This window comes from Pseudomonas sp. JV245A (assembly GCF_032424515.1).
In the GTDB taxonomy this organism is placed as follows: domain Bacteria; phylum Pseudomonadota; class Gammaproteobacteria; order Pseudomonadales; family Pseudomonadaceae; genus Aquipseudomonas; species Aquipseudomonas protegens.
Genome location: NZ_VYKE01000008.1, coordinates 1 through 13306, shown reverse-complemented (window position 1 = coordinate 13306; position 13306 = coordinate 1). Strand labels below are relative to the sequence as shown.

The 13306-nt window shown below is 59.6% G+C and carries 13 protein-coding genes; 5 read left to right on the top strand and 8 right to left on the bottom strand.

All coding sequences use genetic code 11. The features are described from left to right. Positions 1 to 23: 23 nt before the first annotated feature. Positions 24 to 560, top strand: a complete 537-nt coding sequence (locus F6S12_RS03965) for a hypothetical protein (protein ID WP_152686111.1) — start codon at positions 24 to 26, stop codon at positions 558 to 560. A 123-nt stretch (positions 561 to 683) separates the two neighbouring features. Here the strand turns inward: F6S12_RS03965 and F6S12_RS03960 are convergent, their stop codons facing one another. From F6S12_RS03960 to F6S12_RS03925, 8 genes are all read right to left on the bottom strand, one after another. Next, the gene (locus F6S12_RS03960; RefSeq protein WP_053150679.1) at positions 684 to 962 is read right to left on the bottom strand and encodes a hypothetical protein; all 279 of its coding nucleotides are present in this window, start codon (positions 960 to 962) and stop codon (positions 684 to 686) included. A 401-nt stretch (positions 963 to 1363) separates the two neighbouring features. Beyond that, the gene (locus F6S12_RS03955; RefSeq protein ID WP_315868727.1) at positions 1364 to 1786 is read right to left on the bottom strand and encodes a hypothetical protein; all 423 of its coding nucleotides are present in this window, start codon (positions 1784 to 1786) and stop codon (positions 1364 to 1366) included. A gap of 188 nt (positions 1787 to 1974) precedes the next feature. Beyond that, positions 1975 to 2535, bottom strand: coding sequence for a hypothetical protein (locus F6S12_RS03950; protein ID WP_315868726.1), 561 nt, complete (start codon positions 2533 to 2535; stop codon positions 1975 to 1977). Positions 2536 to 2932: 397 nt separating this feature from the next. After that, the gene (locus tag F6S12_RS03945) at positions 2933 to 3862 is read right to left on the bottom strand and encodes a PoNe immunity protein domain-containing protein (RefSeq protein ID WP_315868725.1); all 930 of its coding nucleotides are present in this window, start codon (positions 3860 to 3862) and stop codon (positions 2933 to 2935) included. A 149-nt stretch (positions 3863 to 4011) separates the two neighbouring features. Then, entirely contained in the window at positions 4012 to 4560 is a 549-nt protein-coding gene (locus F6S12_RS03940) for a cupin domain-containing protein (RefSeq protein ID WP_011060642.1), read from the bottom strand. Positions 4561 to 4828: 268 nt separating this feature from the next. After that, the gene (locus F6S12_RS03935; protein WP_011060641.1) at positions 4829 to 6109 is read right to left on the bottom strand and encodes an NAD(P)/FAD-dependent oxidoreductase; all 1281 of its coding nucleotides are present in this window, start codon (positions 6107 to 6109) and stop codon (positions 4829 to 4831) included. A 55-nt stretch (positions 6110 to 6164) separates the two neighbouring features. Further along, positions 6165 to 7655, bottom strand: coding sequence for an aldehyde dehydrogenase (locus tag F6S12_RS03930; RefSeq protein WP_125063139.1), 1491 nt, complete (start codon positions 7653 to 7655; stop codon positions 6165 to 6167). A 33-nt stretch (positions 7656 to 7688) separates the two neighbouring features. After that, positions 7689 to 9065 (bottom strand): glutamine synthetase family protein, encoded by a 1377-nt coding sequence (locus tag F6S12_RS03925; protein WP_315868724.1) that lies wholly within the window; start codon positions 9063 to 9065, stop codon positions 7689 to 7691. Positions 9066 to 9331: 266 nt separating this feature from the next. On the opposite strand from F6S12_RS03925, the gene F6S12_RS03920 reads away from it, so the two are divergent. The 4 genes from F6S12_RS03920 to F6S12_RS03905 all read left to right on the top strand — a co-directional run bounded on the left by F6S12_RS03920 (position 9332) and on the right by F6S12_RS03905 (position 13281). Continuing rightward, positions 9332 to 10087 (top strand): gamma-glutamyl-gamma-aminobutyrate hydrolase family protein, encoded by a 756-nt coding sequence (locus F6S12_RS03920; RefSeq protein ID WP_011060638.1) that lies wholly within the window; start codon positions 9332 to 9334, stop codon positions 10085 to 10087. Between the two features lie 232 nt (positions 10088 to 10319). Further along, positions 10320 to 11462, top strand: coding sequence for an ABC transporter ATP-binding protein (locus F6S12_RS03915; RefSeq protein ID WP_011060637.1), 1143 nt, complete (start codon positions 10320 to 10322; stop codon positions 11460 to 11462). 44 nt (positions 11463 to 11506) lie between these two features. Then, positions 11507 to 12388 carry an ABC transporter permease subunit gene (locus tag F6S12_RS03910; RefSeq protein ID WP_162865010.1) on the top strand — a complete coding sequence of 294 codons (882 nt, stop codon included), beginning with the start codon at positions 11507 to 11509 and terminating at the stop codon, positions 12386 to 12388. Further along, the gene (locus F6S12_RS03905) at positions 12385 to 13281 is read left to right on the top strand and encodes an ABC transporter permease subunit (protein WP_011060635.1); all 897 of its coding nucleotides are present in this window, start codon (positions 12385 to 12387) and stop codon (positions 13279 to 13281) included. Before F6S12_RS03910 ends, F6S12_RS03905 begins: the two co-directional genes overlap by 4 nt. Positions 13282 to 13306: the final 25 nt, after the last annotated feature.

Genomic DNA, 13306 nt, shown 5'->3' with positions numbered 1-13306 from the left:
TGTGTTTGAGCACAGGAAGTCCCATGAAAAGAATGCTGTTCGGTGTGTGCCTGCTATCACTGGCCGGTTGTGTCAGCTCGCCCGATACCTCCTTCACCCAGGCCACCCCAGGTTGCAAAGCGGCCACCGCTGAGGTCAATGGGAAACCGGTCACCACGCAGTTCTGCATCAAGACCATCGCCTTCAAACCCTCACAATACCGAGTCACTGTTAACGACCAGGTGCTGTTCACCGGTACCGACTACCAACGCGTCGCCTTTACCAAAACCATCAAGGAAGGTCCGGCCAAGGGCACATGCAACGAGCTGATCGAGTTGCAGGGCTCCGGCTCGACAACAGTGCCATTGAACGAGTTGCCAACCGAATTGGTGGCAGGCTGCCGAATTACGGCAGACGCGGCCGGTAACTCCCAAGCCTTTAGCAAAGACGACGCCTGTGACAAGGTGTTCTACAAGTCGCTGGCGCCGTTGCTGGGCAAGGTGATGCCGGCTGAAGTGGCCCGCCAATGCAGCGTGACGGTGGGCGAGCAGACCGTGTTTGACCAACGTTTCAACTTTTAGAAAAAAGCACTGGAGCAGAGGCAGGAAAGCGGGCACAAAGCCGATCGCTGGAAAGCGCCCCGTTCAAGCAAAAAGGCGACGCATTGCGTCGCCTTTTTTGTTGCTTCATTACGCAACCAGGGGTCAGGCAGGATCAGCCTGCCTCAAGGTTCTATCACCCAAAGTACGCAGCAGATCGAAGCCATCACTGAGCAACAGGCCGATGGCAAAACGGATCTGTGAGAGGTCCTGCGCACCAGAAGCGCAGTCGAGGATTTCCAGCAGGTTGCGGGCTGCGCCGATGCGTTGCTGAGCGCAGGTATGCAGATCGGACAACGAAGCGTTGGCATCCAGGTAGAGGACGGGATAGTCGGTGTCGTTGCGGGTGAGCGGGATGGGGTTGCAGGTAGGTGTGCGGGTCATTGGTGAAGCTCCATGAGAGACAAGTCTTTACCGCCGTCAAACAGCCAAATGGAATCGGCTAAGAGACGAGGTTTATGCCCATAGTTTTTTGGCCCGCGATGACCAGTCACTTAAGTTGCTGTGACGTGTTGGACTATAGAAGTGGTATTCGCTCGATGACAGTTTCTGGGTAAAAAATCGTTCGGTTTATCGTTTCAAAAACACACAGTGATCAGCTTGTGACAGGCTGCCTTTGCCCGGAAGCAGCCTCTCACAAGCGACTGTTTTCGGCCAAAAGGAGTCACTCATAGCATCTACTAAACTGGGGCGATTGATGTATCAATCAAAGGACGCCAAGGTTAGATGTTGATTTATTTCAGTAGACTTTGACCCTCTGGGAGGGTTGGCAGCTGGAATGGAAGTCAAAATGTATATACCCATAGTTCATTAAATACATAATCAGGGTCAAGGATGTCGCTGAGACTTTCAAAGTCGTCAAACTCTTCGGGAAGAGATAATCCAACTCCGCGAAGCTGGTCTATCTGAACAAAGCCCGACCACGCCACTTGTGTTTTTGAGTTGGCCAGCACCTCTGAAACGGTAATTCCAGGCCATAATTTATCCATGTACTTTCCTTGGAATTTTTCATTGCATGATACTGCCGAAATCACACCGTCGCTGTCATGATATGCGGTTATCAATCCATTATTTATGACTAATGCATTCAGTGTTTTTTCAAGAAGGTATTCGCTTTTTAATATTGCTCTGGCTATGTTCTCTATCTGCTCGCCAATCGATATTCCCCCAATGGATACTCCGGGGGTGATGATGTTGTTTATTTTCATGGTTGCCCTCTATTTTGGCGAGTTAGCCAAGATTTCATTGTCCGCTTTTGGCCGTTTACTGCCCTTCCCGACAGGAATAAATCGACCAGAAGCAGACGGTCACCTAAGATAAATACCGATCTCAAACGTTCCCAATGCTTGACATGGGGAGTCTCCGTAGCGGCGAGCGAAGCCTGTGAACATGTCTGTTAGGACGTTGTACATTGACCTCGTTGAAGGAAATCTTTTAGCGCGGCCTGATAGAGCGTTAATATTTGATTGTCCGCATTGAGAAGGGAGAAGGGAATCATCGTGAGATGTGAGAAAGACGTGGAGCTTATCGAATAAGTTTTTTGCCTACAAAAGCCGTGACCTTTATTCAATATGAAATCAAACTTGAAAAGATTTGACCTTGTACACCAACTAGGAATCAAGCCAAGACTCAAGCCCGTTAAGTAGTCTTGTGCACAAGCACCACCAAATGAAAGTTCTAATATTTTTATTTCTAATGTAGACAGTGTCGAATCCGTAAAGTTGGAGCTAGTATTTTGTGCATTTGGAATAATTTTGAGTGTCGCTGCGTGTGCATCCTTGTTAAAGCGACTCTCTTTCCATGGGGAATTAATTTCGTAACTGAAGCTGGAGATATTTTCTTTTTCTTCGGGTTCAACGTGTTCATTGATTGCCGGCTGGGACGAATAGGATGTGCAGCCACAACATAATATCGCAATACTGATAAATACAAGTCCATTTGCTATTAAGCGGCGCATGCTCAGCCCCCCAAACTATTAATTAGCCGGCACTTCTGCCGCTAGACAATTTTATTGAGTGCCGCATAGCGGCTCATCCATTCGCATGATTTTTGAATCAGAATAACAGGGATGACTGTACGCACGACATCTGAAGGAAGAAAGATAACAGCGTTTCACGCACATTCCTGGTGCATTCGCTGCGTGCCCACGATCGGCTTTCGACCACAAACAGCTACATGTGCGAAATCGATAGTCAATTGGATCGGCCGCTGCTTTGTCAATGTAGGTGAGAGCCTGCTAATGGCCGAAAAAACACCACCAAACCAGTAAGATCTGCCCCTCCACAAACAAAAATCGGCTTTCAAAAGCCGCTCCAGATCAATCAAACACACCCGCAATAACCCAACCCGCCACCCTACCCCACCCAATACCAGACCGTCTCCCTCTCAAACCCAGGCATCTCTTCCCCCTCTTCAAAGCAGCGCCGCGACTCCGGTTCCACCGGCGTAAACCAATAGCCGGCCTTGCTACACGACTGCCCTGCCGCTACAGGCGCCACCTGTTGCGGATGGCTTGGCCGCAAATTTCTTGCATAGGTCACCAGATCCTTGGGATAGACCCTGTGCTCGACCCCGCTGTCATCGATGCCATAAAGGAAGGCAATAGCAGCCGCCTCGAACGCCCAATACCCGCAATAGCTGCCCTCGTCCCCTTGCAGGTGGCTGTCGTGCCAGGGCGCCTGTTCGAACGCGGGGTACCAGTCGTCACAGTACTGCTGCAGAAGGTCGCTGGCCTCGGTCGGGTCGTCGGCGTAGATGGCCTGTATCAGCGGTGTGTAGACGTCGTGGTACCAGTCATCGACGTCATATCGGTCGGGCAGCAGTTTGCTCAGCAGGTCTTCGTAGAGGGTGTCGTCCCCGGCGTAACCCGCGGGGTCGATCAGGGCCACGAAGCGTTGGAGCAGGTCGGTGCGGTGCAGCAGGATGCACAGGCTGAACACCTGGACGCACTCTTGGTACTGGTCGAGCCAGTCGTCGATCGCCAAGGGGGTGATGTTCGGAATCTGGTTGTACTGGGCCAGTTGTCTTTGCAGGTGTTCGTAACTGTCCACCAGGGTTTCCAGCAGGGGAATCAGCAGGTCGATGCTGTGGCCGGCGGTATAGCGGATGAGGATTTCCTTGAAGATCCACTTCTGGAAATGCCGGGCCCTGAGGGACTTTTCCTGTGCTTCGGAGTCGGACTCAAAGGTGTTTTCGGCAAAGAACTCCACGCTGTGCTGGTAGTTGCTGAAGAAGTTCGCAAGGCGCGCTGCGCTGAGGAATGCTTGTCGTCTGTCCTTGATCATGGGTCTTCCTTGTCTGAACGGCGCCCGCTCCAGGCGTTGCCGGCAAGCGCGGCAACGCGCAGTCACCGGTCCAAAAAACAAAGCCCGCGACACAAGGCGCAGGCTGGATAGGGTTGCAACAGGTCGAGCCGGATCAGTTACCCGGCCCCTTAGAAGTTCGCCGGGGTGTTGGCGCTGATGATTTCCGCCTCATCCTGGCCAATGTTGCGGAAGCTGTGGGGCAAGGTGGTGGGGAAGTAATAGCCATCCCCCGGGTTGAGCACGCTGACTTGCCCGTCCACGGTCAACTCCACGGTGCCGCGGGTCACCAGGCCGCACTCCTCGCCTTCGGCATGCACGATGGCTTCTTCGCCGGAGCTGGCGCCGGGGGCGTATTGCTCGCGCAGAAAGCGCATCTGCCGGTTGGCCACCGGGGCGCCGATCATCAACAGGCGCAAGCCGTCGCGGCCCAGGTCGGGCTGTTCGTTGGCGCGGAACACGTACTGGTGCTCACGGGGCGGCTGGTCGAAGGTGAAGAAGTCGGCCAGGGACATGGGGATGCCTTCCAGCAGCTTTTTCAGGGAGCTGACGGAGGGGCTGACGCGGTTCTGTTCGATCAGGGAGATGGTGGCATTGGTTACGCCGCTACGACGGGCCAGCTCGCGCTGGGAGAGTTTGTAGCTTTCGCGAACGAGTTTGAGTCGGGTGCCCGTGTCCATAACAGCCTTATGTGAGAAGTACTTAAGGGTATTTTTGCGGCGGTTGGGTCGCGAACGTCGCGATTTGGCTGCCCTGGAGCCTGAAAAGGCGGCTATTTAAACATGTTTGACAGGCAAGCTGTAAAGACTGGCGATGGGCGTGAAGGCCGGGTGATGGAGTGCCGGTTTTCTGGGGCTTTGCGGGGCTTTTCCTGGAGTGGGTCAAGGGCCGGAGCTTCGCGAGCAAGCTCGCTCCTACAGGAGTGGGGGCTGTAGGAGCGAGGTGGCGTCAGATGCCGAAGCGGTCGCGCAGGGCGTAGTACGCGGCGCCCATGGCGGTCAACGGGGCCTGGAAGGTGCGCCCGCCGATCATCGGCATGTGCGGCAGGGAGGCGAAGGCGTTGAAGCGCTCGGCGTCGCCGCGGATCATTTCGGCAATCAGCTTGCCCGCCAGGTGCGAACAGGTGACGCCGTGGCCGCTGTAGCCCTGCATGTAGTAGGCGTTCTTTTCGATACGGCCGAATTGCGGCATGCGCGACATGGTCAGCAGGAAATTGCCGGTCCAGCGGTAGTCGATCTTCACGTCCTTGAGCTGGGGGAAGGTCTTGAGGATCTTCGGCCGGATCAGTTGCTCGATGTCGTCCGGTTCCCGGGCGCCGTAGACCACGCCACCGCCGTACAGCAGGCGGTTGTCGCCGGTCAGGCGGAAGTAGTCCAGCAGGTAGTTGCAGTCTTCCACGCAGTAGTTGTTGCTGATCAGGCTGCGGGCCAGTTGCTCAGGCAGTTGCTCGGTAACCACGATCTGCGAACCGCAGGGCATACTCTTGCGGGTCACGCGGGGGTCGAGGTCTTGCTGCAGGTAGGCGTTGCCGGCGATCAGCAGGTATTTGGCGCGGACCACGCCCTTGGCGGTGCGCACCACGTTGGGTTCGCCGTAGGTGATTTCCACCGCCGCCGACTGTTCGAAGATCTTGCCGCCCAGGCCGATGATGGCGCTGGCTTCGCCCAGGGCCAGGTTCAGCGGGTGGATGTGGCCGCCCTGCATGTCCAGCAGGCCGCCGATGTAGTTCTTGGTGCCGACTTCGCGGTCGATCTGCGCCTTGTCGAGCATCTTCAGGTTGTTATTGCCCAGGCGCTCCCAGTTGCGCTTCTGTTCCGCCAGGCCCTTGAGCTGCTTGTTGTTCAGGGCGGCGAAGATGCCACCGGGGCGGTAGTCGCACTGGATGTCGTAGTGCTGGATGCGCTGGCGGATGATGTCGGCGCCTTCGAAGATCATGCTGCCGAGCACTTCGGCGCTTTTTTCGCCGTAGCGTTCTTCGATCACGTCCACGTCGCGGCTGTAGGAGTTGACCAATTGCCCGCCGTTGCGCCCGCTGGCGCCGAAGCCGACCTTGGCCGCTTCCAGCACGGTGACGCTGTAGCCGGCTTCCGCCAGGAACAAGGCCGAGGACAGGCCGGTGTAGCCGGCGCCGATCACGCAGACGTCGCACTCCACCAACTCTTCGAGTTGCGGGTAGTCGGTGGTCTGGTTGCGGGTCGCCGCGTAGTAGCTGTTCACGTAGGTTTGCATGAGAAATTCCCCAGCGGGTACGGGCCCAGGCCCGCCGCCGCTGTTGTTATAAGAGTTAGAGCTTGATCCAGGTCGCTTTGAGCTCGGTGTATTTGTCGAAGGCGTGCAACGACTTGTCGCGGCCATTGCCAGACTGCTTGAAGCCGCCGAACGGCGCGGTCATGTCGCCGCCGTCGTACTGGTTGACCCACACACTGCCGGCCCGCAGGCCACGGGCAAAACGGTGGGCGCGGCTGAGGTTGGCGGTCCAGACCCCGGCCGCCAGGCCGAAGATGCTGTCGTTGGCGATCTGCAGCGCTTCTTCTTCGGTATCGAAACTGATGACCGACAGCACCGGGCCGAAGATTTCTTCCCGGGCGATGGTCATGGCGTTGGTCACGCCGTCGAAGATCGTCGGCTCGACATACAGGCCGCCAGTGCTTTCCAGGGTGCGGACACCGCCGGCCAGCAGTTGCCCGCCCTGCTCCTTGCCGATGTCGATGTAACGCAGCACGTTCTCCAGCTGGCGCTGGTCCACTACCGCGCCGACCCGGGTCTCGGGGTCGAGGGCGTGGCCCGGTTTCCAGCCCTTGAGGGCCTCCACCAGCAGCGGGATGAACTGCTCGCGGATCGAGCGCTGCACCAGCAGGCGCGAGCCGGCGGTGCAGACTTCGCCCTGGTTGAAGGCGATGGCTGCGGCCGCCGCCTCGGCGGCTTCGCGCAGGTCCGGGGCATCGGCAAACACCACGTTGGGGCTCTTGCCACCGGCTTCCAGCCACACCCGCTTCATGTTGCTTTCGCCGGAGTACACCAGCAGTTGCTTGCCCACGGCGGTGGAGCCGGTGAAGGCCAGCACGTCCACATCCATGTGCAGGGCCAGGGCCTTGCCGACGGTGTGGCCGTAACCCGGCAGGACGTTGAACACGCCCTTGGGGATGCCGGCGTCCAGGGCCAGCTGGGCGATGCGGATCGCGGTCAACGGCGACTTTTCCGACGGCTTGAGAATGAACGAGTTGCCCGCCGCCAGGGCCGGGGCGAATTTCCAGCTGGCCATGATCAGCGGGAAATTCCACGGCACGATGGCCGCTACCACGCCTGCCGGTTCCCGGGTCACCAGGCCCAGCTGGTCGTGGGGCGTGGCCGCCACTTCGTCGTAGAGCTTGTCGATGGCTTCGGCGTTCCAGCGGATGGCGTTGGCCGTGGCCGGAATGTCGATGGCCATGGAGTCGCCAATCGGCTTGCCCATGTCCAGGGTTTCCAGGAGCGCCAGTTCTTCCTGGTGCTCAAGGATCAGTTCGGCAAAGCGCGTGAGGATGCGCTTGCGCTCGGCCGGTGCCTTGCCCGACCAGACGCCACTGTTGAACGCCTGGCGCGCCACCGCCACCGCACGATCGGCATCGGCCTGATCGGTGCTGGCAACGTTGGCCAGGAAGCGCCCGTCCACCGGGCTCAGGCATTCAAAGGTGGCACCGCTGGCGGCGGCGCAGTACTGGCCGTCGATAAAGGCACGGCCTTCGAGGCTGAGGGACTGGAAGTGCTGCTCCCAGTCGCTGCGGGATTTAGTCATGGCAAATACTCAACGCAGGAAGTGACACGGTCATCAGACCGTGTGCAGGTACCAGTTGTATTCCAGGTCGGAGATGGAGTTTTCGAACTCCGCCAGCTCACTTTCCTTACAGGCCACGAACACGTCGATGTACATCGGGTCGATGTACTTGGCCATCACTTCGCTGTCGTCCAGTACACGCAGGGCGTCCCGCAGGTTGGTGGGCAGGCTTTGTTCGTTCTGCTCGTAGGAGTTGCCTTCAACCGGCGCGCCCGGGTCGATCTTGTTGGTCAGGCCGTGGTGAATGCCCGCCAGCACCGAAGCCATCAGCAGGTAAGGGTTGGCGTCGGCGCCGGCCACCCGGTGCTCGATCCGCACCGCATCGGCAGAACCGGTGGGTACGCGCACGGCCACGGTGCGGTTGTCGATGCCCCAGGTCGGCGAGTTCGGCACGTAGAACTGCGCACCGAAACGGCGATAGGAGTTGACGTTGGGGCACAGGAAGGCCATCTGCTGCGGCAGGGTGTCGAGCACGCCGCCGATGGCGTGACGCAGGGCTTCGTTGGTCTCTGGGTCTTCGCTGGCGAAGATGTTGTTGCCCTGTTTGTCGAGGATCGAGATGTGCACATGCAGGCCGTTGCCCGCCTGGCCCGGATAAGGCTTGGCCATGAAGGTGGTGTCCATCTCATGGTCGTAGGCGATGTTCTTGATCAGGCGCTTGAGCAGGACCGCGTAGTCGCAGGCCTTGATCGGGTCGGCCACGTGGTGCAGGTTGACTTCGAATTGTGCCGGGGCACTTTCCTTGACGATGGCGTCGGCCGGGATGCCTTGTTCCTTGGCACCTTCCAGGATGTCCTGGAGGCAGTCGACGTATTCGTCGAGGTCGTCGATCAGGTAGACCTGGGTGGAATGCGGACGCTTGCCGGAGATCGGCGAACGGGGCGACTGCGGACGGCCGTTCACGTTGTCCTGGTCGATCAGGTAGAACTCCAGCTCGAAGGCGGCGCAGATGGTCAGGCCCATCTCATCGAACTTGCTCACCACCTGGCGCAGCACTTCGCGAGGGTCGGCGAAGAACGGCTGGCCTTCGATCTCGTGCATGGTCATCAGCAGTTGCGCGGTGGGGCGCTTCTGCCAGGGCTCGACGCTCAGGGTGCCGGGGATCGGGTAGCAGATGCGGTCGGCATCACCGATGTCCAGGCCCAGGCCGGTGCTTTCCACCGTGGAACCGTTGATATCCAGGGCAAACAGCGAGGCGGGCAGGTTGATGCCCTTCTCATAGACCTTGTGCAGCGCGGTGCGCTCGATGCGCTTGCCGCGCACCACACCGTTCATGTCTGCAATCAGCAGATCGACGTAGAGAACCTCGGGGTGTTTTTTCAGGAAGGCATTGGCTTCATTGAGTTGAATGGCACGCGGGGGGACCGACATGATGCACCTATTGTGTTAATTATTATGTTCACTGCTGTGACACGCCAGCAGTCAACCCGAAAGAAAAACCGGAGTCAATAGCCAACAGCAGCCACCATTCGTCAATTATTTTGCCTCACTAAAGGTCGATACGCCGCGCAATCCGCGCCGCCTGCGGGTTTCAAGCAGATAATGTTTATAATTTTTTACATGGAAGTTGTTAATTAAAATCAACGAGGATAAGCTCTGGAAAAACTCGTTCCAGCGTGAATTTCGAGGTGATAAAAATGGCATTCAAGCCATTGATCGGCGTTACTGCGTGCGTCAAAGAGATCGGCCTGCACCCCTACCACGTCAGCGGCGACAAGTACTTGCGTGCTGTCAGCGTCGCGGCCGAGGGCCTGCCCCTGATCATTCCTTCCCTGGCGGATCTGATCGACATCGACGATCTGCTGCGGCAAGTGGATGGGCTGCTGTTTACCGGCTCGCCATCCAATGTCGAACCCTTCCATTACCAAGGCACTCCCAGCGAGCCGGGCACCGCCCACGACCCGCAGCGCGATGCCACCACCCTGCCCCTGCTGCGCGCGGCGATTGCCGCCGGCGTGCCGGTGCTCGGCATCTGCCGCGGTTTCCAGGAAATGAACGTGGCCTTCGGCGGCAGCCTGCACCAGAAGGTGCATGAACTGCCGGGCTACATGGACCACCGCGAAGCCGACGATCCGCGCATCGAAGTGCAGTACGCCCCGGCGCACCCGGTGGCGATCCAGCCCGGCGGTGTGTTCGAGGCCATGGGCCTGGGCGGCGAGATCCAGGTCAACTCGATCCACAGCCAGGGCGTCGACCGCCTGGCCCCCGGCCTGCGGGTCGAGGCCGTGGCCCCGGACGGCCTGATCGAGGCGCTGTCGGTGGAACACAGCAAGGCCTTCGCCTTCGGCGTGCAGTGGCACCCGGAATGGCAGGTGCTGTCGAACCCGGCCTACCTGCGGATCTTCCAGGCCTTTGGCGACGCCTGCCGGCAACGGGCCGCACAACGGCGCTGAACCACCGGCCGCGGCCATAACCCAGACGATTCATCACGCCCTGCCCCGCGGCGAGCGCGCCTGTGCGCGCCCGTCGTCCAGCGTGAGCAACACACGGCAAGACCACAACAACAAATAGCGTCAGGCCGCCAGGGAGGCAGCGCCGAATCAGCCCGCACTCACTGCGGGCTGGCAATCAACCTTTAGGCCCGGCCGAATTGATCGGGCTGCTGACACCTGTTGGGAGTTTCACATGGCAAACGCCTCCAGCACTTACCGCAAGGCCCTCGAAGGCACTCCGAGCCCGCAGAAGGTCCTGGTCAAGATCGACCGCGTGACCAAGAAGTTCGATGAAACCGTGGCCGTGGACGATGTGTCCCTGGAGATCCACCAAGGCGAGATCTTTGCCCTGCTGGGCGGTTCCGGCTCCGGCAAATCCACCCTGCTGCGCATGCTCGCCGGCTTCGAACGCCCCACCGAAGGCCGCATCCTGCTGGATGGCGTGGACATCACCGACATGCCGCCCTACGAGCGGCCGATCAACATGATGTTCCAGTCCTACGCCCTGTTCCCCCACATGACCGTGGCCCAGAACATCGCCTTCGGCCTCAAGCAGGACCGCCTGCCGGCCAGCGAGATCGACGCCCGAGTCGAGGAAATGCTCAAGCTGGTGCACATGACCCAGTACGCCAAGCGCAAGCCGCACCAGCTCTCCGGTGGCCAGCGCCAGCGCGTGGCCCTGGCCCGCTCCCTGGCCAAGCGCCCCAAGCTGCTCTTGCTGGACGAACCCATGGGCGCCCTGGACAAGAAGCTGCGCTCGCAGATGCAACTGGAACTGGTGGAGATCATCGAGCGCGTGGGCGTGACCTGCGTGATGGTGACCCACGACCAGGAAGAGGCCATGACCATGGCCCAGCGCATCGCCATCATGCACCTGGGCTGGATCGCCCAGACCGGCAGCCCGGTGGACATCTACGAAGCGCCGGTGAGCCGCCTGGTGTGCGAATTCATCGGCAACGTCAACGCCTTCGACGGCACTGTTACCGAAGACCTGGAAGGCTACGCCATCATCGACTGCGCGGACCTCGAGCAGCAGATCTACGTCGGCCACGGGGTCAGCACCTCGGTGCAGGACAAGTCGGTGACCTACGCCATCCGCCCGGAAAAGATGCTGGTCACCACCCTCAAGCCCGATGCCCGCTACAACTGGTCCAAGGGCAAGGTGCATGACATCGCCTACCTGGGCGGCCACTCGGTGTTCTACGTCGAGCTGCCTGGCGGCAAGATTGTCCAGTCGTTCATGGCCAACGCCGAGCGTCGCGGCTCGCGGCCAACCTGGGATGACGAAGTCTACGTCTGGTGGGAAGACGACAGCGGCGTGGTACTGCGAGCATGAGTACATCGACCATGAGCACTTTCAATCAGAAGCTGTTCCGTATGCTGCCCAGCGGTCGCAAGCTGGTGATCGGCATTCCTTTCCTCTGGCTGTTCCTGTTCTTCATGCTGCCGTTCTTCCTGGTGATGAAGATCAGCTTCTCGGAAGCGGCCCTGGCGATTCCGCCCTACTCGGAGATCTACAGCTACGCCGAACAGAAATTCCAGCTGCTGCTGAACCTCGGCAACTACGCCATGCTGGCCGGCGACGAGCTGTATTTCTCGGCCTACCTGGGTTCGCTGAAGGTGGCCCTGCTGAGCACCCTGATGTGCCTGGTGGTGGGTTTCCCCATGGCCTATGCCATCTCCAAGGCCAGCAAGGAGGCGCAGAACGTCTTGCTGCTGCTGATCATGATGCCGACCTGGACCGCGATCCTGATCCGCGTCTACGCCTGGATGGGCATCCTCAGCAACAACGGCCTGCTCAACAGCTTCCTGATGTGGACCGGGCTGATCAGCCAGCCGCTGGAAATCCTCAATACCAACACCGCGGTGTACATCGGTGTGGTCTACGCCTACCTGCCGTTCATGGTGCTGCCGCTGTACGCCAACCTGGTCAAGCATGACCAGAGCCTGCTGGAAGCCGCTTCGGACCTGGGTTCGAGCAACTTCAACAACTTCTGGAAAATCACCGTGCCCCTGGCCAAGAACGGCATCATTGCCGGCTGCATGCTGGTGTTCATCCCGGTGGTGGGTGAGTTCGTGATTCCGGAACTCTTGGGCGGCCCGGAAACCCTGATGATTGGCCGCGTGCTATGGCAGGAGTTCTTCAACAACCGTGACTGGCCGGTGGCCTCCGCCCTGGCGGTGGTGATGCTGGCGATCCTGATTATCCCGATCTTGCTGTTCAACCGCAGCCAGGCCAAAGAGATGGAGGCACGGGCATGAAACGCTTCGAATTTTCCAAACTGATGCTGGTGCTGGGCCTGCTGTTCATCTACCTGCCGATGCTGATCCTGGTGATCTACTCGTTCAACGCCTCCAAGCTGGTGACAGTGTGGGGCGGCTGGTCGATCAAGTGGTACGTCGGCCTGCTGGACAACCAGCAACTGATGGGCTCGGTAATGCGCTCCCTGGAGATCGCCTGCTACACCGCCATTGCCGCGGTGGCCCTGGGCACCCTGGCGGCCTTCGTGCTGACCCGGGTCACCCGCTTCAAGGGCCGCACGCTGTTCGGCGGCCTGGTCACCGCGCCGCTGGTGATGCCGGAAGTGATCACCGGCCTGTCCTTGCTGCTGCTGTTCGTGGCCATGGCGCAATTGATCGGCTGGCCCATGGAGCGCGGCATCGTCACCATCTGGATCGCCCACACCACATTCTGCGCAGCCTATGTAGCCGTGGTAGTCTCCGCGCGCCTGCGGGAGCTGGACCTGTCCATCGAAGAAGCGGCCATGGACCTGGGAGCGCGACCGTTCAAGGTGTTCTTCCTGATCACCATCCCGATGATCGCGCCGTCACTGGCGGCCGGCGGCATGATGTCCTTCGCCCTGTCCCTGGATGACCTGGTACTGGCCAGCTTCGTCTCCGGCCCGGGTTCCACCACCTTGCCGATGGAAGTGTTCTCGGCGGTGCGCCTGGGGGTCAAGCCTGAGATCAACGCCGTGGCCAGCCTGATCCTGCTGGCGGTGTCCCTGGTGACCTTCCTGGTCTGGTACTTCGGCCGTCGCGCCGAAGCGGCCCGCAAGCGGGCGATCCAGGAGGCCATGGACTTCACCGCCAACGAATCCTGGCAGCCACCGGCAGCGAAAAAACCTGCGGTACGAACACCTGCGACGGCCTAACCGCCTCTTCGCCAGCAAGCTGGCT